Here is a 19,200-nt window from a genome sequence, read left to right on the forward strand (position 1 = left end):
CCGCCCGCGGGCCCGTTACGCCGCGCCCTCCGGACCGATCGCGCGGTCGACGAGCGCGGAGATCAGCCCCTGCGTCTCCTCGGCCGGCACCACGCCGGGGAGCGTGAGCTGCTCCAGCATCAGCCCCGTCATGGCGAGATACATCAGCCGTACGGCCGTAGCGTCCCCCGGCAGCCCGCTCTCCCGATGGAAGCGGAGGTCGTCGTCGCGGGCCGCCCGGATGGTCCGGGTCAGCTCCTTCTGCAGCTCGGGCCGCCGGGTCGCCTCCAGGCGCAGCTCCAGCATCGCCAGATAGCCGGTACGGTCCCCGGCCACCCGGCGGTTGATCCACTCCACCAGCTCGACCACCAGCGCCCGGCTCGGCGGCGCGGCCATCACGGCGGCGACCTCCTCCGGGTCGGGCGCGACGCGCTGGTGGATCTGCCCGGCGACCTGGGCCAGCAGGTCGTCCCGGCTGACGAAGTAGTTGGAGGCGGTGCCGTTGGGCACGCCCGCGGCACCGTCGACGGCCCGGAAGGTCAGCCCCCGCGCCCCGTCGCGCGCCAGCACCTCCACCGCGGCATCCACCAGCGCGGCACGCCGCCCCGGGTTACGCACCATGTCGTCCACCTCGCATCATTGCCCGCCTCCTGCTTCTCCGCCGTCCCGGCCCCAGCCGGCTCCCGACCCCGGCCCCGTGGGCTCTTTCGGAACCGGTCCCGGAAAACCCCTGGCAACCACTACACTCAAAGTACTACAACTGGAGTTGTTGTGCGCCGGACCGGCCGGCCGCAGACGGAGGGGACACCCATGCGCTTCGCCAAACTCGGCACCGCCCTGCTCACCGACGACGTCGCCGCCAGCACCCGCTTCTACGCCGACCACTTCGGCTTCCGCCCGCTCGCCGAGCTGGGCTGGTACGCCAGCCTCCAGCACCCCCAACACCCCGAATACACCCTGGACTTCGTCGCCCGGGGACATGAAGCCATGCCCGCGGGCTTCCGCGCCCAGGAAACCGGCGGCGTACTCCTCGGCTTCCTGGTGGAGGACGCCGCGGCCGAGGAGGCCGCCCTGCGCGCCAAGGGCGTCCCCATAGCCGAACCGCTGCGGGACGAGCCGTGGGGACAGCGCCGCTTCAACGTCTGGGGCCCCGAGGGCACCCTCATCGAGGTGCTGCAGAACATCGACCCCGACCCGGAGTGGATGGCCGCCCAGGGCTTGTGAGCCGCCACCACCGGACCGGAACGCCGGTCCGGTGGCAGCCCCCGGGCGGCGTCGATTCCCCGAAGGCTTGTCAGCCCCCTCAGGCCCGGCTCAGGAAGCCCCCCGCACCGCCGTCACGAGGCGTACGTTCATCGCGCACGGAATGCGGCCGTCCGGCAGCGCCGTCGCCGCCGCCTCCGCCTCGAAGCGGGCCCGCAGCTCTGCCATGACCGCGGCATCGAGGGGGCCGAGGTCGTAGAAGCCGCCGACGGTCCGCCAGATCTGTTCGAGCGGGCCGGACAGGTCGATCCGTACGGTCTCCCACTTGGCCGGCTCGAACCCGGCGGGCCGGAACACCTCGTCGAAGCCCTCGTGGGTCCGCAGCCGCCGATCCCCGAACGACGGGCTCCGCTGCTCCGCGGGGGCCGCCTGGAACAACGGCTTGGCCAGCTGCAGGAACCTCTCGTACGCCTCGCCGCCGGCCGCTCCGCCACCGAGGACGACGGCCAGCGTGCCACCCGGCTCCAGCACCCGCGCCAGCTCCGCCGCCACCTGCTCCACATCGCTCATCAGCATCAACGCCATATGCGATACGCAACCGTCGAACCACCCGTCCTGGAAGGGCAGTTGCTGCGCCCGGCAGACCCGGAGGTCGGCCCCCGAGACGCCCGGCCGGCGGCGCGCCAGCGTCAGCTCCTCCGCGGACAGGTCGATCCCGGCGAGCGTCCGCCGCGCCCCCGCCTCCCCCTCCGCGAGGAGTTCCAGCAACAGCCCGTCGCCGCAGCCGAGATCCAGCACCCGGCCGCACGCCGGCACCCGGTCCCGCAGGATCTCGTAGCTGGAACGGCCGTCCTCGGCTCGCCCATGGGCCATCGCCCGCACCGTCACCGCGGGATGCGCGGCATGAAAGGTCCGCAGAAAATCTTCCTGAACCGTCGTCATCCGGCGATCCTAGGAGTCCGCGGGCCGGCGCCCCTCAGTTCAGGCCAGGGCGTTCCTGCAGCGCCCAGCCGTTGCCGTCCGGGTCGCTGAAGTAGACGAACGAGTTCCAGGCCCCGCCGGGCCCGTCGGCCAACTCCCCGTTCTCCACATGCTGTACGGGACCGGCCGCCACACCCCGTTCGACCAGCTGGGCACGGGCCGCGGCGATATCGGGGACCACCAGCTGCAGCCCCTGGACCGAACCGGGCTCCACATCCGTGACCCCGTCGCCCGCGCCGATCACGATCGAACAGCCCGACCCCGGCGGCGTCAGCTGCACGATGCGCACCCCGTCGCCCACGCTCATGTCGTGATCGACGGTGAAGCCCATCTGTTCGCTGTAGAAGCGCTTCGCCCGTGCCACGTCGGCGACGGGAATCGGCACCAGTTCGAGCTTCCAGTCCATGGCGCGCCGTCCTTCCGTACGGGCGACGGCCCTGGAACAGCGGCCGTCGGCACCACCGGCCCCCGGGGCGTGTCCACCAGGCCCCGGCTCGCCTCCGGGGGCGGCATCCGGCTGGCGACGCTCCCCCGGACACCGCCCAGAGGCACGCCCGGGCACGCCCCAGCGCTGCAAGAAGTCTACGGAGCGGAGGGCGGATGCGCGCGGTTCCGGCTGCGGGGCGGGGGAGGTATGCAGGCGGTGTCACTGGCCGAGCGGAGGACGACTGTGCGCGATTCATTGACGGAGTGAGTACTCACTCCGTACCGTGGGGCCATGACCCCAGCCTCCCCCCGTCGACGCGCCCCCGGCATGAGCGCCGAGCAGCGCCGGGCCATGATCGTGGCCGCCGCACTGCCGCTCGTGGCGGAGTACGGCGCGGCCGTCACCACCAGCCAGATCGCCCGTGCCGCCGGTATCGGGGAGGCCACGATCTTCCGGGTCTTCCAGGACAAGGACGAGGTGCTGGACGCCTGTGTCGCCGAGGCGGTCGGCACGGACCACATCCTGCGCGAGCTCGCCACGATCCCCCTGGACGAGCCGCTCACCGTGCGGCTGACCGAAGCCGCCGAGGCGCTGCGCGCCCACCTGGAACGGCTGGGCACCGTCATCGGCGCCCTGCACGCCTCCGGGCACCGCCGCGGTCGCGGGCCCGGACCCGGCGCCCGGGACGGGAACGGGAACGGGAATGGGGACGGGGACGGGGACGGGCCGCCGAGGGACAGCCGGGCGGAGTCCTTCGCCACCCTGCGCAACGCCGTCGTCGAGCTGATCGAACCCGACCGGGCCGCGCTGCGGCTGAGCCCCGAGAAGGTCGCCGCCGCGTTCCTGGGCCTGCTCTTCACCCGCCTGCAGACGCCGGCACCGGACGCCGATGCCCCGCTCACGCCCGCCGAACTCATCGACATGCTGCTGCACGGCGCCCTCCACCACCCCGAGAACGCCTGACGCCCGCCCGCCTGTGCCCTTCGACAACGCCAGGAACACCCGACGGCCATGCCCCTCGGCAGCGCCAGGAGCGCCCCCACGACCATGGCCCTCGGCAACGCCAGGACCGACCGATGACCGTGACCCACGGCAACGTCAGGAGCGCCTCATGACCGTGACCCTCAACCACACCATCGTTCCGGCCGCCGACCACCGCAGGGCCGCCCGCTTCTTCGCGACGGTCATGGGCCTGCCGGAGCTCCCGCCGGCCGGCCGCCGGGGACACTTCGCCCCGGTCCGGGTGAACGAGACGCTCACCCTCGACTTCATGACCGTGCCGGACGCCGAGGGCCACCACCTCGCCTTCGACGTCGACCCCGCGACCTTCGACGCCATCCTGGCCCGCATCGAAGCCGACGGCATCCCCTACGGCAACGACCCCGCCGCCCCCGACAACGGCCGCACCGACCACCCGCTGTGCGCCCGCGGCCTGTTCTTCCGCGACGAGTCCGGCAACCTCTACGAGGTCATGTCACCGGCCTGAGCGGGCACTTCGTCACCGGCGGAGCGCCCGGCCGCCCGACCCCGACCGCCTTCACCTTCGGCCTCGTCACCTGCCGCGGGCCCCTATCCCCCTCCCCCGCCACCCCCGTCGCTCCTCACCGGTGGTCACCGGCCACACCGGCCACCAGCCACCGGTGACCAGTCACCGGTTGACGAACGTCATGCTGGCCTCGTCGTACCGGGTGCCGGCTACCCCACCGACGGGTGCCGCCGCGTCGATCGCAGCGAGCTCTTCCTCGGTCAGCTCGATGGCGAGGGCGCCGAGGTTCTCCTCCAGGTACTTCTCCCGGCGGGTGCCGGGGATCGGCACGACGTCGTTGCCGCGGTGCTGCACCCAGGCCAGGGCGAGCTGTCCGGCGCTGACGCCCTTCTGGGCGGCGAGCGCGTCGAGCCGCTCCACGATGGCCAGGTTCTGCTCCAGGTTGCCGTCCGCGAAGCGCGGCTGGCTGCGGCGCACATCGGACTCCGGCAGGCCCTTCACCGAGGTGTAGCGCCCGGTCAGGAAACCGCGCCCGAGCGGCGAGAACGGCACCAGGCCGATACCGAGTTCACGGCACACCGGCGCGATCTCCTGCTCCAGATCGCGGGTCCACAGCGACCACTCGCTCTGCAGCGCGGCGATCGGATGCACCGCATGCGCCCGCCGGAGGGTGGCCGCGCCCGCCTCGGACAGCCCGAGGTGCCGGATCTTGCCCGCCGTGACGAGGTCGGCCATCGCGCCGACGGTCTCCTCGATCGGTACGTCCGGGTCGACACGGTGCTGGTAGTAGAGGTCGATGTGGTCGACGCCGAGCCGGCGCAGCGACGCGTCACAGGCCTCCCGTACGTAGGCGGCGTCGCCCCGGATCGCGGTCGGCTCACCGAGCCGGTTGGCGAACCCGAACTTCGTCGCCAGCACCACCTCGTCCCGACGGCCGGCGATGGCCCGGCCGATCAGCTCCTCGTTGTGGCCCGCCCCGTAGAAATCGGAGGTGTCCAGCAGGCTGACGCCGAGGTCGAGCGCCCGGTTGATGGTGGCGACCGACTGCGCGTCGTCCGACTGCCCGTAACCATGGCTCATCCCCATGCAGCCGAGCCCCTGGGCGGAAACCTCCAGCGCACCGAGGTGACGCGACGGCGTGTTCGTCGTGGTCATACTGCTGCTACCTCCTGGACGTACGGCGGCGGATCGGATCCGTGACCCTGATCCCGCCCTGATGTCTGAACTCCGGGGCCCTCGTGCCGAACCTGTTCCGAAGTCCCGTCCCGGACGTTAGAAGCTGAAGCGCACTCCAAGTCAACACAGCTCCATCGGGCCGCCGGCCGTCTCTGCCGTGAGACCTCCGTCAGCCGCCGTTGCCCGCTATCGCCCGCAGCGCCTGGCAGTGCGCGGCGAAGGCGGTGCGGCCGGCGGGCGTCAGGGCGAGCCAGGTGCGCGGGCGCTTGCCGATGTACCCCTTGGTGACGGCGACATGGCCGGCCTTCTCCAGGGTGGCGACCTGCCGCGACAGGACCGAGTCGCTCACCTCGATGGTGTCGCGCACGAAGGCGAACTCGGCTTTGTCGGCGGCCGCCAGGGTCGCCACGATGGAGAAGCGGACCGGTGCGTGCATCACTTCGTCGAGTGCGTGACGCGGGTGGGTCCCGTGATACGGGTCGGTCACCGCCGGGCCTCCAAGTAAGCGCCTATCAGCCCGGGAAGGGCCACCACCAATGCGCCGGGCACCCACCACGCCGGGTCCCCCGGGAACCACATGGTGCCAGGGATCAGCACCGCGCCGTAGAGGAGCCCCCAACAGGTCATCATGACGCCGTGCCGCCATCCGAACCCGCGACGGGCCACCCTCTGCCGGGCCGCGTAGACCGACAACCCGGTGATGGCGACACACCACAAGCCACTGCCGATCGTCACGCCGTAAGGCCGCTCCAACAGCCCGATGAAGAGCACCAGGACCGCGGCCGCACAGCCGTAGACCAGTTGGTACCGGACGTACCATCTCGTGCCGTCCCGCACCGTCGAGCTGAGCTTCTGCATCCGGTCCAGTGCGGCCGCCGCATCCTTCGAGGCGTACTCCGACATGCCTGTCCCCCTGACCACTGGCACTGCTCCAACTTCCTGCATTCAGCGTGACAAGTACTTTCCGATATGACAAGTACTTTCCAGCCATTCGCCGCGACGATGAACTCCCCTACATGCCACGGCCGTTGCCCCAAGGGGCCGCTCTTCTCGACTGCCCCACAGGCACCTCACGAACAGCCCCGCGACCGTCCCACGATCGCCCACGGCCCGTCGGCACACGGCCGGCACCGGGGCTCTTTGCGCCGACCCTCTCCGCCATGGGCCGCCACTCCGCCGTGCGCCGACGCTCGCTAAGGTCGGGCCACGTGTACTCCCCCTCGCCTTTCAGCGACGCCTTCGTCCGTCTGACCGAGCCGCATGCCGCCTGGGGCGCCGAGCAGCTCGAAACGTTCAACGCCTTCCTGCCGGCCGGCCCGTGGACCGCCGATCTGGCCCAGCGCATCTACCGCCAGGCAGGCCGTGACCTGCGCATCTCCATACTCGGCAGCTATGACGCCTCCGATGGCTCCTGGCTGTGGGGATGGGCCAACCCCGGATTCCGGGACATGCCGACGGTGGGCGCGGCGGAGGCGGTGCGGCAGTACGGGCAGACGCACGGCATCCGGGAGTTCACCGAGGAAGTCGTCGACCTGTCGGGGTGCGCGGACCCCCGTAGAGCCGTGGAGACCCTGGCGTTCGGGGCGATGGGCGTGCTGGGCGCCGCCGGATACCTGGGCGTCCAGGCGAGCGAGGATGCCCGGCTCTACATGGTGCCGGACGACGCGCAGGTCCCGTGGGCGGCGCCCGACCCGGTCACCCTGCCGCGGACCCTGCTCACCGGCGCGGGTGTGCACGGGAGTTCGGCCCACGCGGTGGTGGCCGGCTACTTCGACCACCACCGGCTTCCCCAGCGCCACGCCCCCGGCCGCATCAGCGCCGACCTGCCCACCGGCACGACGGTCGACGTCTCCTTCGACGACGCCGGACGCATCGGCGCGGTCGAGGTCGGCGGCATCGGCGGACCGGCCGCGCGCTGAGCCGACAGACGACAGGCAGCGGTGTGCAGGCGGCGGTCGGCAGACGGCGATCAGCAGGCCCCGATCGACGGGCCCCCGCCACGCGCTCCTGAGCCGGCATCCGCCGCCCCGCCGGCGCGATCAGCCACCCGTAAGACCGTCATCCGCAGCCCCCGCAGACGGAGTCGGGGCGCAGGGCCCGGACCCGGCCCGAACCCGTCCGCCTGTGCGCCGCGACCCAGGTCAGGTAATGTGGCGCCCCCAGTAGTGGACTGACCAGGAGGTGAGACCGATTCCCCGCCAGACCAGGCAGGTGCTCCCGGCTCACAGCCGTGCGGTCCCCGAGATGCAGGTGGCCGCCCGACACAGGTGACCCGGGAAGCGCACTAGGCGCCCCGAAAGGCTCACATGTCGTCCCCGATGCCGTCCCACCCGTCACCCCTTCCCACCCCCCTCGCGGTGCCCGTTTCCGCACCCCTCACCCGCTCCGCCGTCGTCACCACGCTGCGCGCCGCAGGCTGCGTCTTCGCCGAGGACGAGGCGGAACTGCTCTTCTCCACCGCCCGTACGGCCGACGCGCTCGCCGCCATGGTGGAGCGGCGCACCCGCGGCCTGCCCCTGGAACACGTCGTCGGCTGGGCGGAGTTCTACGGACGGCGGATCGCTGTCGATCCCGGCGTCTTCGTACCGCGCCGCCGCACCGAGTTCCTGGTGGGCCAGGCCGTCGACCTCGGACGACGGGCCGCCGTGCGCACCGGGCGGCCCACCGTCGTCGTCGACCTGTGCTGCGGTTCCGGCGCGGTGGGCGCCGTACTGGCCGCCGCCCTGAACCCGGTCGAGCTGTACGCCGCGGACATCGAGCCCGCCGCGGTGCGCTGCGCCCGGCGCAATGTCCTGGCCGCCGGCGGCCGGGTCCACGAGGGCGACCTCTTCGATGCGTTGCCCAAGGGGCTGCGGGGCCGTATCGACATTCTGGTGGCCAACGTTCCCTACGTACCGACCGAAGAGGTCGGCCTGCTGCCGCCGGAGGCCCGCGAGCACGAGCCGCTGGTGGCGCTCGACGGCGGTGCGGACGGGCTCGACGTCCTGCGAAGGGTGACCGCGGCCGCCCCGCAGTGGCTGGCACCGGGCGGCCATCTGCTGGTCGAGACGAGCGAACGGCAGGCACCGCAGGCCGTCGAGGCCTTCACCCGCAACGGACTGCTCCCCCGGGTGGCCGATTCCGACGAGCTCTACGCCACGGTCGTCATAGGCACCAGGCCGAGCTCCGCACCACGTCCGTCATAGACCCCCGGACGCCCCGGACGAGCCCCGCGCCACAACAGCCCCAGGCCCTGTGGCCCGGGCCCCAGCGAGCCTGCCGAGAGAAGTCCGGGGACCGGACCCCGGACTTCCGCCCTGCCGTGTCGCAATACATACGACGAACTGCCGGACGGCTCCCGCGAGATCGGCGTGATCGAGTGGCTCGACCACCGGACGACGGGCGATCTGCTGGTGTATCCGCCGGTCGGGCACGCGCTCGCCGCCCTCCCCCACGCACGGGCCGGTGTCGCCGACGCGGCGCTGGAGGGCATCACGGACGAGAACTACCGGTGGGTCTGACCCCACCGGTACCGGGCAGGTCGGCGCGGAAATTGACCCATCGTTCTGACTCATAAATGCACCCTGTGGCAGGTCTCTTCGCTTCCTAGAGTTGTGGTCACAAGCCCCGGCAGAAGCCGCGGCCACAGCCCGGACCAGGGAGAACACCCATGAACGCCGCCGCACTCAAGCCGGTTCTGACCCGCGCCGCCGACGCCGAGACCACCAGCGACCCGAGCAGCGTGATGACCCTGCTCGCCGACTCCGGCACCGGTGGCAGCCCGCTCACCACCTACCGCTCCCAGTTCACCGAGGGAGCGGTCGGCGCCCCGGCGCACTTCCACACCCGGGCCTCCGAGCTCTTCTTCGTCATCGGCGGCTCCCTGCAGGTGCTCGTCGACGACGAGGTCACGGTCCTCGACGAGGGCGATCTGCTGCTGGTGCCGCCGCACACCCCGCACGCCTTCGCCGCGGCCCCCGGCGCCGAGGCCGATGTGCTGTTCGTCTTCACGCCCGGCATGCCGCGCTTCGACTACCTCCGGCTGCTCGGCCGGGTGATGCGGGGCGAGGCGAGCCCGCAGGAGATCAAGGATTCGTCGGAGCGCTTCGACAACCACTACGTGGACAGCCCGGTGTGGCGCGCCGCCCTCGAAGCGAACCGGTGACCCGGCCGGCTCCCGTGGGCAGCCACACCGGCCGGCCCGCCCACGGGAGCGTCGAGGCGACCCCTCTCGGGCGAACGGGAAGCTGACCACCGGTCCGGACGAGACCGGATGCGGGCCGGGCCCGGCCCACCCCACCCGCCCGGACTACTCCAGCTAGCACCGCGCTTGCAATAGTTAGCATGCCGAGGCACCATCGAGGTATGGCATCACTCAACGTCGGCAATCTCGGCGAGTTCCTGCGGGAGCAGCGGCGCACCGCGCAGCTGAGTCTGCGGCAGCTCGCGGATGCCGCCGGGGTGTCCAACCCGTACCTCAGCCAGATCGAGCGCGGCTTGCGCAAGCCGAGCGCGGAGATCCTGCAGCAGCTCGCCAAGGCGCTGCGGATATCCGCGGAGACGCTGTACGTCCAGGCCGGGATTCTGGACGAACGGCAGGGTCTGGACGGCGTCGAGGTGCAGACCGCGATACTCACCGACCCGGCGCTGAACGAGCGACAGAAGCAGGTCCTGCTGCAGATCTACGAGTCCTTCCGCAAGGAGAACGGGCTCGGGGGCGGCGGCATGGACGCCGCTACGAGCGGGCCTGAGAACGGGCGCGGCACGGACTCCCTTGAGACAGAGGCCGACGGCGGCCCGCACGCCACCTGAGCAACCGATTTCGTTTCCAGGAGGAATAACGTCATGGCCATCAACACCGATGACCTCCGCAAGGCCCTGACCGACGCGACCCCGCTGTACGCCCTGGCCGGCACCGTCGACCTGGCTGCCGAGAAGCTCGGCGAGGTACCGCAGTTCGTCGAGAAGATCCGGGTCGAGGCGCCCAAGCGCTTCGAGTCCGTCCGCAGCACCGAGCCCAAGGACGTCCAGGCCCTGGTCACCAAGCAGGCGAAGGACGCCAAGGAGAAGCTGACCGAGCTGCTGGGCTCGCTGGACGGCGACATCAAGAAGGTCCGCGACCAGGCCCAGGAGCTGGCGCTGCAGGGCGTGGGCCGTGCGGCCGAGGCCGTCGTCCGCACCCGTGAGGGCTACGAGGAGCTGGCCGAGCGCGGTCGCGGCGCGGTGGCGACCTGGCGCGGCGAGGCCGCCGACCAGGTCGAGGACCTCGCGGTGGCGATCGAGCCGGAGCCGGCCCCGAAGCCGGCGGGCAAGAGCGGCACGAAGTCCCAGACCTCCCCCACCAAGCCCCAGCCGGCGGGCGCGAAGCCCCAGACGGCGAACGGCGCCAAGGCGGAGACCAAGGCCACCCCGACGGCGCAGCCCAAGCCGGCCGCGCCGAAGAAGCCCGTCGCACAGCGCAAGCCGGCCCCGGCGCCGGCCAAGAAGAGCACCCCGCCGTCCGCCAAGTGAGGGCGGTGGGCGCAGCCGGCGAGGACGCGTGAGCTCGCTCACCTTTCGCCGAGAACCCCGTTTCACGGGCCGGGCCGGGCACACTTCGGGTGCCCGGCCCGTTGTCCGGGTACGGTGGGGCCGCACGGGCGGCTGACGGGCCGCCGTGGACCGAGACGACACGACTGGCGAACGGGCGGTGCAAGGCGTGCTGATTTACGGGTTCCAGAGCATTCTGAGCTGGGTGCAGCTCGCCCTGGGTGTCTATGCCGCCGTGATGCTGATCGATGCGGCCGTGCGCCGCGAGGACGCCTATCGCGCCGCGAGCAAGCAGACCAAGGGCATGTGGCTGATCTTCCTCGCCCTTGCCACGGCGCTGCTGTTCATTCTCCCGATCATGTCGTTCCTGCCGGTCATCGGCGTGATCGCGGTGATCGTCTACACCGTCGACGTACGTCCGGCGCTCCGCGCGGTCTCCGGCGGGGGCCGCGGTCCCCGGCGCGGGGGTTCCAGCTCGGACGGTCCGTACGGGCCCTACAACGGCGGGCGCTGAGCGGAACGACGACGGGCCGTACGGGCCCCACCCGGCGGGCGCCGAGCGGGACGACACAGTCCTCGCCGCCTGCCCCGCCGGGCCCCTGGCGCCGTTGTGGCGGCGAGCGCCTCAGCCGCCCCCGGGGGCGTATCCGCGAAGCCCCTGGCGCCTCAGCGCCGGTCCAGCAGCAGGACGGCGACATCGTCCGTCAGCTCGCCGCCGTTCAGATCGCGCACTTCCCTGACCGAGGCCTCCAGCAGCTCCTCGCCCGTGAGGCCGGCGGCCATCTGCCGGCTCACCAGCTCGGTCATGCCCTCCTGGCCGAGGCGCTGGTTCCCCTGGCCGATCCGGCCCTCGATCAGGCCGTCGGTGTACATCATCAGGCTCCACGAGCCGCCCAGCTCCACCTGCCGGCGCGGCCAGCGGGCATTCGGCAGCAGGCCGAGCGCCGGGCCGCCGAATTCGTACGGCAGCAGCTGCGGGCGCTCGCCGGCCTGGGCCAGCAGCGGTGCGGGGTGGCCGGCCAGGCACAGACCCGCGCGGCGGCCGTCCGCGGAGATGTCGACGGTGCACAGCGTCGCGAAGATCTCGTCGTCCGCCCGCTCGTGCTCCAGCACCTTCTGCAGGGTGGCCAGCAGCTCGTCGCCGGAGAGGCCGGCGAAGGTCAGCGCGCGCCAGGCGATGCGCAGCTCCACGCCGAGGGCGGCCTCGTCGGGGCCGTGGCCGCAGACGTCGCCGATCATCGCGTGGACGGTGCCGTCCGGGGTGCGGACGGTGTCGTAGAAGTCGCCACCGAGCAGCGCCCGGCTGCGGCCGGGGCGGTAGCAGGCGGCGAAGCGCAGGTTGGAGCCGTCGAGCAGGGGCGTGGGCAGCAGGCCACGCTCCAGGCGGGCGTTCTCCTGGGCGAGCATCCGCGACTCGGTGAGCTGGCGCTGCGCGAGGTCGGCGCGTTTGCGCTCGACGGCATAGCGGACCGCGCGGCTGAGCACCGCGCCGTCCAGCTCGTCGCGGAAGAGGTAGTCCTGGGCGCCGACGCGTACGGCGTCGGCGGCGCGCTGGGCGTCCGTCTCGTAGGTGAGGACGAGGACGGCGTGCGAGGTGGCCATCCGCAGGACGTCGCGCAGCATGCCCAGCTCGTCGTCGGGCGCGCCGGCGCGGGCCGGGTCGCGCTCCGTGCGGTCGCCGGGCGCGCGCGGGGGAAGATCGAGCAGGATGCAGTGCACGTCGTCGGTGAGCAGCCGCTCGGCCTCGGTGAGGTTGCGGGCTGTCCGCAGGCGCACCTTGCGGCCGGCCCAGTCCCACATATCGGGGACATGGCTGTTGGGGTCCTCGCCGATGAGGAGCAGGGTCAGACCCTGATGGAGGGGCCCATGGTCGGCCGAAACTCGCTGTTCGGCCGGCTGCGGCCGGCCGGCGTTCTGGAAGCCGTGCGAGGCCAGGTGGTCCGACGAGGCCGGAGGGTCCGACGGCCGGCCCACGGCGGTTGCCGGGGCGCTCACGCCCTGGACCGTCGTGTCCCCCGCGCCCGGCGCGCCGGCGACCTGCGCGGTATCCGCGCAGGCGTCGTCCACCGGTCCTGCCTGGTGCGGCAGCACGACCGTCCGCTGGTGCGGTACGGGTACGGGCATTGGTCTGCTTCCTTCCCTCCCCCCGAGGGGTGCGGCGGGGCGCCGACGGCGCACCACCGTGCCCGGCTGCCACCGCTCGTCGGTCAATGGAGCGGGGGCGTGCACCGGGCACTGCCAGGCGACCATAGCGCCAGTACGGAGTGGGATGGAATGCCCGATGGCAATCGGCCATCGTCATATGCCGCACCCGATAAGCCATTTGACCTGGGGAGGGTGGAATGCGGAATGACGAACATCACCCCGCCCGAGTGCATTCCGCTACACGACGACGACCCTCGGACAGCGAACAATTCGGTCATTTATCGTGCATGTGATCCGCGCCATCGTGTCAGCGGTCACCATCGGGGCGGACGACACCGAGGATCGGCATCGAACCGGCGCCGGTGATGGTGACCTGCCGGCCGGGCCGCGGTGCATGCACAATCGCGCCGTCACCGAGATACATCCCGACATGGCTGGCATCGGAGAAATAAATGATCAGATCGCCGGGCCGCATGTCCTTGAGTGCGACCCGGGGCAGCTGCCGCCACTGCTCCTGGGAGGTCCGCGGAATGGTCCGGTCGCCGGCCTGCCACGCCCGCAGGGTCAGCCCGGAGCAGTCGAAGGTGTCCGGCCCCTCCGCACCCCACACATAATCCTTGCCGATCTGCGCGGTGGCGAACGAGATCGCCTTCTTGCCGAGGGCCGACGCTTTGTTGCTGATGTCTTTCAGTACGCCCGAGTCCAGCCACTTCTGCTGCTGCTTGAAGGCCTGCTCGTCCTCCAGCTTCTTCAGCCGGTCCTTTTCCTTGGCGGCCAGCCGGGATTCCAGCTTCTTTGCCTCGTCGATCTTTTTCTTGATGTCCCGCCGGGCGCTTTCCTTCTTCTTGCGGTTCGCCTCCAGCTTCTCCCAGCGCTCCGTCGCGGAGTCCGAATAATCCTCCAAGTCGCCCTCGAGATGGGAAAGTTGGCTGATCATTCGCTTGGCCGCCAGCTGCCCCTTGCGCGCGAGGGTGGCATTGTCGAGAAAGCCCTCGGGGTCGACGTTGAGCATCAGCTTCGCCTCGGCGGGCAGCCCGCCGCCGCGGTACTGGGCACTGGCCAGCGCGCCGGCCTGCCGCTTGAGGGTGGCCAGCCGGCGCTGGGTGGTGTCGATGCTGCGCGCCAGCTTGACGATCTCCTTCTGCTGGATCTCGACCTGTTCCTTGGCGGCGTTGTAGGCGTCGGTGGCCTGCTCGGCCTTGCGGTAGAGGGCGTCGATCTTCTTGCGTACGTCGTCGAGGCGCCGGGCGTCGGCGTCCGCGGCCGCTCCGGCGTCGGCGGCCCGCCCCGTGTCCGCGGACGGGTTCTTCGGGTCATCGGCGTAGGCAGCCGTCGCCGTGCCGCCGAGCAGCCCCATCGCGCACAGGACGACGGCGGTGCACGCCACCAGCCGGCTCCCCCGCACGCCCCATGGACCCCGTGCACCCCATGGTTCCCGACCGCCCCGTACGCCCCGAACGCCCTGCCGTGCCCCCTGGCTCCCCACCAGCCACCTCCGGTCGTTCCGCACCGATTCGCGTGTTCCTCAGGCGCGGATGCTGCCATACCCGCCGGTAATTCAACAGGGCGACGGGCCGTTTCGCACGGGCTGGCGAGCACTTCTGCTCCCGCACCCAGCCGATGGCCGAGGTTCACCGTGCGTTCACTCCCCTCCATCGGCCGCTTCATCTGATCTGCCTAATTTCGGCCGTGCCGAGTGCGCGTCTCGCCCGTAGTGCAAGCGCGACACGGCCAGCCGGCATCGCAGACCGCGGTAGCCCCCAGATCCTCATCACCTCGCACGCCGACGAAGCGGCGCGCCCCAGGAAGGAACTTTCGACAGTGAAGCTTCAGCGCAAGAACCGGGTTCGCGCCCTCGCCGTTGGCGCTCTCGCCGTCTCGGGTGCCCTGGCCCTGACGGCGTGCGGCTCCGATGACACCTCCGGCGCCGGCGGCGGTGCCGCCGCCAAGCCGTCGAACATCAAGTGCGAGGGCAAGGGCAAGCTGCTCGCGTCCGGCTCCTCCGCGCAGAAGAACGCCATGGACGTGTGGGTGCAGAACTACGCGGGCGCCTGCAAGGGCACCGAGATCAACTACCAGCCGACCGGCTCCGGCGCCGGTGTCACCACCTTCCTGCAGGGCCAGACCGCCTTCGCGGGCTCCGACTCCCCGCTCAAGCCCGACGAGATCACGAAGTCGAAGCAGGTCTGCAAGGGCGGCCAGGCCATCGACCTGCCGATGGTCGGCGGCCCGGTCGCGATCGGCTACAACGTCCCCGGCGTGGACAACCTCGTGCTGGACGCCCCGACCCTGGCGAAGATCTTCGACTCGAAGATCACCAAGTGGAACGACGCCGCGATCAAGAAGCTGAACCCGGACGCGAAGCTCCCGGACCTCAAGATCCAGGCCTTCCACCGCTCGGACGACTCGGGCACCACCGACAACTTCACCAAGTACCTCAAGGGCGCGGCCCCCGGCGACTGGAAGCACGAGCCGGCGAAGAAGTGGGAAGGCGCCGGCGGCCAGGCGGCCTCCGGCTCGGCCGGCGTCTCCTCGCAGGTCAAGCAGACCAGCGGCGCGATCTCGTACTTCGAGCTGTCCTACGCGACGGCCGGCAAGATCCCCACGGTCAAGCTGGACACCGGCGCCAAGGCCCCGGTCGACGCCACCGTCGACAACGCCTCCAAGGCGATCTCCGAGGCCACCCAGGCCGGCAAGGGCAACGACCTGGCCCTGAAGCTCAACTACACCACCAAGGCCGAGGGCGCCTACCCGATCACCCTGGTGACCAACGAGATCGCCTGCGACAAGGGCAACAAGCCCGAGACGCTGGCCGCCACCAAGTCCTTCCTGACCTACATCTCCAGCAAGGACGGCCAGAGCGCGCTCAAGCAGCTCGGCTACGCCCCGCTGCCGACCGAGATCGCCGACAAGGTCCGCAAGACCGTCGCCACGCTCTCCTGACCCACCGGGCGGCGGCCCCGTAGACCGTCGCAGGCCAAAGGGGCCCCTTCACCAGGGCCCCTTTCGGGCCGCCGCCCGTCCGGTGCACCGCCGCGCCAGGAGCCCTCACCGGCTCCGCAGACCGGAGAATCCATGAATTCTGCTACCTCGCCAACCGAAACCCCGCCCCCGCCAGGGAACGACGGCCGCTCCGCCGTCTCCGGCAAGGCGGTCCGCCCCGGTGACCGGATCTTCCTCGGGCTGTCCCGGGGCTCCGGTATCGCCCTCCTGGTGATCATGGCCGCCATCGCGGTCTTCCTCACCTACCGCTCCGTGCTCGCCATCTCCGGCGACAAGGCCAACTTCTTCACCACCCTGGACTGGAACGCCACCGGGATGGAGCCGAAGTTCGGCATCGCGGTCCTCGCCTTCGGCACCGTCGTCAGCTCGGTGGTCGCGATGGTCATCGCGGTCCCGGTCGCGGTCGGCATCGCGCTGTTCATCTCGCACTACGCCCCGCGCAAGCTGTCCTCGCCGCTCGGCTACGTCATCGATCTGCTCGCCGCGGTGCCCAGCATCATCTACGGGCTGTGGGGCGCGCTCTTCCTCGTCCCGCACCTGACCGGCCTCTACAGCTGGCTGGACAGCTACCTCGGCTGGACCGGCATCTTCTCGTACGGCGGCGGGGCGGCCCGTTCGCTGTTCACCGTCGGCATCCTGCTCGCGATCATGGTCCTGCCGATCGTGACCAGCGTGAGCCGCGAGGTGTTCCTGCAGGTCCCGAGGATGCACGAGGAGGCCGCGCTGGCGCTGGGCGCCACCCGCTGGGAAGTCATCCGGATGTCGGTGCTCCCCTTCGGCCGCTCCGGAGTCATCAGCGCCTCGATGCTGGGCCTGGGCCGCGCGCTCGGCGAGACGATGGCCGTGGCGACGGTCCTCTCGCCCAGCTTCCTCATCAACACCAGCCTGCTGGACCCGGGCGGCGGCACCTTCGCCCAGAACATCGCCAGCAAGTTCAGCGAGGCCGACAGCTTCGGCCAGGACGCCCTGATCGCCTCCGGCCTCGTCCTCTTCGTGATCACGCTGCTCGTCAACGGCGCGGCCCGCCTGATCATCGCCCGCCGCAAGGAGTACTCGGGAGCCGCCGCATGAGTGAGCGAAGCGAAGGAATCAACAACAGGTGCGCGCTTCGCGAATGCGTTGCCTCGCGCAGCGAGGTGGCGGCATGAGCATCACGACCGACCGCCCCGCGGTCTCGAACGGCGGCGGCCCGCTTCCGGTCTCCCTCAAGCAGGCCCGGCTGCCCCGCTGGACCCCGCCGGTCCTCGCGCTGGTCGCGGCCGGTGCGGGCTGCGGCATCGGGCTGGCCGCCGGCCTGGACAGCACCCTCCAGTGGGGCCTGATCGCCGCCCTGCTCTTCATCCTCGGCACGTTCGCCCTGGCCGCCGGCGTCGAGGGCGCCCGGCAGGCCAAGGACCGGCTGGCCACCTGCCTGGTCTGGATCGCCTTCCTGATCGCCGTCATACCGCTGGCCTCCCTCCTGTGGGAGACCATCGCCCGCGGCACCAAGGTCCTCAACGGCTACTTCCTGTCCCACTCCATGGGCACCACCCCGGACGCGCTGCCCGGCGGCGGCATCTACCACGCGATCATCGGCACCCTGGAGCAGGTCGGCCTGGCCACCCTGATCGCCGCGCCGATCGGTCTGCTCACCGCGATCTACCTCGTCGAGTACGGACGCGGCCGGCTCGCCCGGGCCGTCACCTTCTTCGTCGACGTCATGACCGGCATCCCGTCGATCGTGGCCGGCCTGTTCGTCCTCTCCGTGTGGATCCTGATCCTCGGCTTCGGCCCGTCCGGCTTCGCCGGCTCGATGGCCCTGGCGATCCTGATGATGCCGGTCGTGGTCCGCTCCACCGAGGAGATGCTCAAGCTCGTCCCGAACGAGCTGCGCGAGGCGTCGCTGGCCCTCGGCGTGCCCAAGTGGCGCACGATCCTCAAGGTCGTCCTGCCGACCTCGATCGGCGGCATCACCACCGGCGTGATGCTCTCCATCGCGCGTATCACCGGTGAGACGGCCCCCGTGCTGCTCCTGGTGTGGGGCGCGAAGACGATCAACAACAACCCCTTCGAAGACGCCCAGCAGTCGCTTCCGCTCTACGTCTTCCAGCAGTGGCAGCAGGGCTCCGAGGCCTCCTACGACCGCGCCTGGGCCGCGGCTCTGGTCCTCATCGCCTTCGTGATGATCCTCAACCTGCTGGCCCGCGGCATCGCCCGCTGGAAGGCCCCTCGCGGAGGACGGAGTTGAGCTGCGGCACAGGCCGGGGGGCGCACCCGAGGAACGAGGGTGCGGCGCCCGGCCGGAGCGGAAGCGAGACGAAGTCCGACCATTTTGACGCAGCCCGGCCGCTGACCCAGCCCGGCGACAGAAAGAAGCAGTGATTTCCATGGCCAAGCGAATCGACGTCAGCGGCCTCTCCGCCTACTACGGCAGCCACAAGGCCATCGACGACATCTCGATGACGGTCGAGCCGCGCTCCGTGACCGCCTTCATCGGCCCCTCCGGCTGCGGCAAGTCGACCTTCCTGCGCACCCTGAACCGGATGCACGAGGTCACCCCCGGCGGCCGCGTCGAGGGCAAGGTGATGCTGGACGACGAGGACCTCTACGGCTCCGGCGTCGACCCGGTCGCCGTCCGCCGCACCGTCGGCATGGTCTTCCAGCGGCCCAACCCGTTCCCCACGATGTCGATCTTCGACAACGTCGCCGCCGGTCTGCGGCTGAACGGCTCGTACAAGAAGAGCGAGCTCAAGGACGTCGTCGAGAAGTCCCTCAAGGGCGCCAACCTCTGGAACGAGGTCAAGGACCGGCTGAACAAGCCCGGCTCGGGCCTCTCCGGCGGCCAGCAGCAGCGGCTGTGCATCGCCCGCGCCATCGCGGTGGAGCCGCAGGTGCTGCTGATGGACGAGCCGTGCTCGGCGCTCGACCCGATCTCCACCCTCGCCATCGAGGACCTGATCGGTGAGCTCAAGGAGCGCTTCACGATCGTCATCGTCACGCACAACATGCAGCAGGCCGCGCGCGTCTCGGACCGTACGGCCTTCTTCAACCTCGCCGCCGTCGGCCAGCCCGGCAAGCTGGTCGAGATCGACGAGACCGAGCGGATCTTCTCCAACCCGTCGGTGCAGGCCACGGAGGACTACATCTCCGGCCGCTTCGGCTGAGCCGCGAGCGCGCCCCGGCCGCACGGCCGGGGCCGCCCCACCACGTCCTGCGGTGCTGCATGGCGGTGCCACCGCACGACGAAGGGCCCGCCCCTCTTCCCGGGGGCGGGCCCATTCTGTGTTCTGTGTGCCGTGGCCTGCTGTGTGCG

Annotated in this window: 22 protein-coding genes; 14 read left to right on the plus strand and 8 right to left on the minus strand. The window is 71.1% G+C overall.

From position 1 onward, the window contains the following. Positions 1-15: 15 nt before the first annotated feature. A complete protein-coding gene (locus Scani_RS07980; protein ID WP_159471357.1) occupies positions 16-600 on the minus strand; it encodes a TetR/AcrR family transcriptional regulator in 585 nt (194 codons plus the stop codon). A gap of 189 nt (positions 601-789) precedes the next feature. Between Scani_RS07980 and Scani_RS07985 the strand changes: the two genes are divergently transcribed. Beyond that, positions 790-1,203, plus strand: a complete 414-nt coding sequence (locus Scani_RS07985; RefSeq protein WP_159471358.1) for a VOC family protein — start codon at positions 790-792, stop codon at positions 1,201-1,203. Between the two features lie 90 nt (positions 1,204-1,293). Here Scani_RS07985 and Scani_RS07990 read toward each other — a convergent pair whose 3' ends face one another. Together Scani_RS07990 and Scani_RS07995 are read right to left on the minus strand one after the other, a co-directional pair. Next, positions 1,294-2,124: a class I SAM-dependent methyltransferase gene (locus tag Scani_RS07990; protein ID WP_159471359.1), complete on the minus strand. Its 831-nt coding sequence runs from the start codon at positions 2,122-2,124 to the stop codon at positions 1,294-1,296. A gap of 34 nt (positions 2,125-2,158) precedes the next feature. Beyond that, on the minus strand, positions 2,159-2,569 hold the full coding sequence (locus Scani_RS07995) for a VOC family protein (RefSeq protein ID WP_159471360.1): 411 nt from the start codon (positions 2,567-2,569) through the stop codon (positions 2,159-2,161). 312 nt (positions 2,570-2,881) lie between these two features. On the opposite strand from Scani_RS07995, the gene Scani_RS08000 reads away from it, so the two are divergent. Next, complete coding sequence (locus Scani_RS08000; protein WP_159471361.1) at positions 2,882-3,553, plus strand: TetR/AcrR family transcriptional regulator; 672 nt, start codon at positions 2,882-2,884, stop codon at positions 3,551-3,553. Between the two features lie 148 nt (positions 3,554-3,701). Further along, entirely contained in the window at positions 3,702-4,076 is a 375-nt protein-coding gene (locus Scani_RS08005) for a VOC family protein (protein ID WP_159471362.1), read from the plus strand. Positions 4,077-4,238: 162 nt separating this feature from the next. Here the strand turns inward: Scani_RS08005 and Scani_RS08010 are convergent, their stop codons facing one another. The 3 genes from Scani_RS08010 to Scani_RS08020 form a co-directional block, all read right to left on the minus strand. Continuing rightward, positions 4,239-5,231 carry an aldo/keto reductase gene (locus Scani_RS08010; RefSeq protein WP_159471363.1) on the minus strand — a complete coding sequence of 331 codons (993 nt, stop codon included), beginning with the start codon at positions 5,229-5,231 and terminating at the stop codon, positions 4,239-4,241. Positions 5,232-5,421: 190 nt separating this feature from the next. Then, complete coding sequence (locus Scani_RS08015; RefSeq protein WP_159471897.1) at positions 5,422-5,688, minus strand: winged helix-turn-helix domain-containing protein; 267 nt, start codon at positions 5,686-5,688, stop codon at positions 5,422-5,424. A gap of 47 nt (positions 5,689-5,735) precedes the next feature. Next, positions 5,736-6,155, minus strand: coding sequence for a hypothetical protein (locus tag Scani_RS08020; RefSeq protein ID WP_159471364.1), 420 nt, complete (start codon positions 6,153-6,155; stop codon positions 5,736-5,738). Between the two features lie 305 nt (positions 6,156-6,460). Here Scani_RS08020 and Scani_RS08025 point away from each other — a divergent pair, with 305 nt between their 5' ends. The 7 genes from Scani_RS08025 (at position 6,461) to Scani_RS08055 (ending at position 11,274) form a co-directional block, all read left to right on the plus strand. Beyond that, positions 6,461-7,171 (plus strand): DUF6882 domain-containing protein, encoded by a 711-nt coding sequence (locus Scani_RS08025; protein WP_246295556.1) that lies wholly within the window; start codon positions 6,461-6,463, stop codon positions 7,169-7,171. 387 nt (positions 7,172-7,558) lie between these two features. Then, entirely contained in the window at positions 7,559-8,437 is an 879-nt protein-coding gene (locus tag Scani_RS08030) for a putative protein N(5)-glutamine methyltransferase (RefSeq protein ID WP_218039160.1), read from the plus strand. A 165-nt stretch (positions 8,438-8,602) separates the two neighbouring features. Next, complete coding sequence (locus Scani_RS08035; protein ID WP_159471366.1) at positions 8,603-8,752, plus strand: hypothetical protein; 150 nt, start codon at positions 8,603-8,605, stop codon at positions 8,750-8,752. 149 nt (positions 8,753-8,901) lie between these two features. Continuing rightward, positions 8,902-9,396, plus strand: a complete 495-nt coding sequence (locus Scani_RS08040; protein ID WP_159471367.1) for a cupin domain-containing protein — start codon at positions 8,902-8,904, stop codon at positions 9,394-9,396. 200 nt (positions 9,397-9,596) lie between these two features. Then, the gene (locus tag Scani_RS08045) at positions 9,597-10,043 is read left to right on the plus strand and encodes a helix-turn-helix domain-containing protein (RefSeq protein ID WP_159471368.1); all 447 of its coding nucleotides are present in this window, start codon (positions 9,597-9,599) and stop codon (positions 10,041-10,043) included. A 33-nt stretch (positions 10,044-10,076) separates the two neighbouring features. Further along, complete coding sequence (locus Scani_RS08050; RefSeq protein ID WP_159471370.1) at positions 10,077-10,742, plus strand: hypothetical protein; 666 nt, start codon at positions 10,077-10,079, stop codon at positions 10,740-10,742. Between the two features lie 187 nt (positions 10,743-10,929). Further along, positions 10,930-11,274, plus strand: a complete 345-nt coding sequence (locus Scani_RS08055; protein ID WP_174872634.1) for a DUF2516 family protein — start codon at positions 10,930-10,932, stop codon at positions 11,272-11,274. A 152-nt stretch (positions 11,275-11,426) separates the two neighbouring features. Here Scani_RS08055 and Scani_RS08060 read toward each other — a convergent pair whose 3' ends face one another. Beyond that, positions 11,427-12,884 (minus strand): PP2C family protein-serine/threonine phosphatase, encoded by a 1,458-nt coding sequence (locus Scani_RS08060; RefSeq protein ID WP_159471372.1) that lies wholly within the window; start codon positions 12,882-12,884, stop codon positions 11,427-11,429. Between the two features lie 328 nt (positions 12,885-13,212). Continuing rightward, entirely contained in the window at positions 13,213-14,292 is a 1,080-nt protein-coding gene (locus Scani_RS08065; RefSeq protein WP_246295557.1) for a C40 family peptidase, read from the minus strand. A gap of 434 nt (positions 14,293-14,726) precedes the next feature. Between Scani_RS08065 and pstS the strand changes: the two genes are divergently transcribed. The 4 genes from pstS (at position 14,727) to pstB (ending at position 19,051) form a co-directional block, all read left to right on the plus strand. Then, complete coding sequence (gene pstS, locus Scani_RS08070) at positions 14,727-15,848, plus strand: phosphate ABC transporter substrate-binding protein PstS (RefSeq protein ID WP_159471374.1); 1,122 nt, start codon at positions 14,727-14,729, stop codon at positions 15,846-15,848. 132 nt (positions 15,849-15,980) lie between these two features. Next, on the plus strand, positions 15,981-16,979 hold the full coding sequence (gene pstC, locus Scani_RS08075; RefSeq protein WP_159471376.1) for a phosphate ABC transporter permease subunit PstC: 999 nt from the start codon (positions 15,981-15,983) through the stop codon (positions 16,977-16,979). A 73-nt stretch (positions 16,980-17,052) separates the two neighbouring features. Beyond that, positions 17,053-18,135 carry a phosphate ABC transporter permease PstA gene (gene pstA, locus Scani_RS08080; protein WP_159471378.1) on the plus strand — a complete coding sequence of 361 codons (1,083 nt, stop codon included), beginning with the start codon at positions 17,053-17,055 and terminating at the stop codon, positions 18,133-18,135. A gap of 139 nt (positions 18,136-18,274) precedes the next feature. Then, the gene (gene pstB, locus Scani_RS08085) at positions 18,275-19,051 is read left to right on the plus strand and encodes a phosphate ABC transporter ATP-binding protein PstB (protein ID WP_159471380.1); all 777 of its coding nucleotides are present in this window, start codon (positions 18,275-18,277) and stop codon (positions 19,049-19,051) included. The last annotated feature ends 149 nt before the right edge of the window (positions 19,052-19,200 follow it).

Source organism: Streptomyces caniferus, assembly GCF_009811555.1.
Lineage (GTDB): Bacteria > Actinomycetota > Actinomycetes > Streptomycetales > Streptomycetaceae > Streptomyces > Streptomyces caniferus.

What these genes read in the sequence shown, in the direction of transcription:
- Scani_RS07980 (WP_159471357.1), bottom strand. Translation starts at nt 600, where the DNA reads ATGGTGCGTAACCCGGGGCGGCGTGCCGCGCTGGTGGATGCCGCGGTG.
- Scani_RS07985 (WP_159471358.1), top strand. Translation starts at nt 790, where the DNA reads ATGCGCTTCGCCAAACTCGGCACCGCCCTGCTCACCGACGACGTCGCC.
- Scani_RS07990 (WP_159471359.1), bottom strand. Translation starts at nt 2,124, where the DNA reads ATGACGACGGTTCAGGAAGATTTTCTGCGGACCTTTCATGCCGCGCAT.
- Scani_RS07995 (WP_159471360.1), bottom strand. Translation starts at nt 2,569, where the DNA reads ATGGACTGGAAGCTCGAACTGGTGCCGATTCCCGTCGCCGACGTGGCA.
- Scani_RS08000 (WP_159471361.1), top strand. Translation starts at nt 2,882, where the DNA reads ATGACCCCAGCCTCCCCCCGTCGACGCGCCCCCGGCATGAGCGCCGAG.
- Scani_RS08005 (WP_159471362.1), top strand. Translation starts at nt 3,702, where the DNA reads ATGACCGTGACCCTCAACCACACCATCGTTCCGGCCGCCGACCACCGC.
- Scani_RS08010 (WP_159471363.1), bottom strand. Translation starts at nt 5,231, where the DNA reads ATGACCACGACGAACACGCCGTCGCGTCACCTCGGTGCGCTGGAGGTT.
- Scani_RS08015 (WP_159471897.1), bottom strand. Translation starts at nt 5,688, where the DNA reads ATGCACGCACCGGTCCGCTTCTCCATCGTGGCGACCCTGGCGGCCGCC.
- Scani_RS08020 (WP_159471364.1), bottom strand. Translation starts at nt 6,155, where the DNA reads ATGTCGGAGTACGCCTCGAAGGATGCGGCGGCCGCACTGGACCGGATG.
- Scani_RS08030 (WP_218039160.1), top strand. Translation starts at nt 7,559, where the DNA reads ATGTCGTCCCCGATGCCGTCCCACCCGTCACCCCTTCCCACCCCCCTC.
- Scani_RS08040 (WP_159471367.1), top strand. Translation starts at nt 8,902, where the DNA reads ATGAACGCCGCCGCACTCAAGCCGGTTCTGACCCGCGCCGCCGACGCC.
- Scani_RS08045 (WP_159471368.1), top strand. Translation starts at nt 9,597, where the DNA reads ATGGCATCACTCAACGTCGGCAATCTCGGCGAGTTCCTGCGGGAGCAG.
- Scani_RS08050 (WP_159471370.1), top strand. Translation starts at nt 10,077, where the DNA reads ATGGCCATCAACACCGATGACCTCCGCAAGGCCCTGACCGACGCGACC.
- Scani_RS08060 (WP_159471372.1), bottom strand. Translation starts at nt 12,884, where the DNA reads ATGCCCGTACCCGTACCGCACCAGCGGACGGTCGTGCTGCCGCACCAG.
- pstC (WP_159471376.1), top strand. Translation starts at nt 15,981, where the DNA reads ATGAATTCTGCTACCTCGCCAACCGAAACCCCGCCCCCGCCAGGGAAC.
- pstA (WP_159471378.1), top strand. Translation starts at nt 17,053, where the DNA reads ATGAGCATCACGACCGACCGCCCCGCGGTCTCGAACGGCGGCGGCCCG.
- pstB (WP_159471380.1), top strand. Translation starts at nt 18,275, where the DNA reads ATGGCCAAGCGAATCGACGTCAGCGGCCTCTCCGCCTACTACGGCAGC.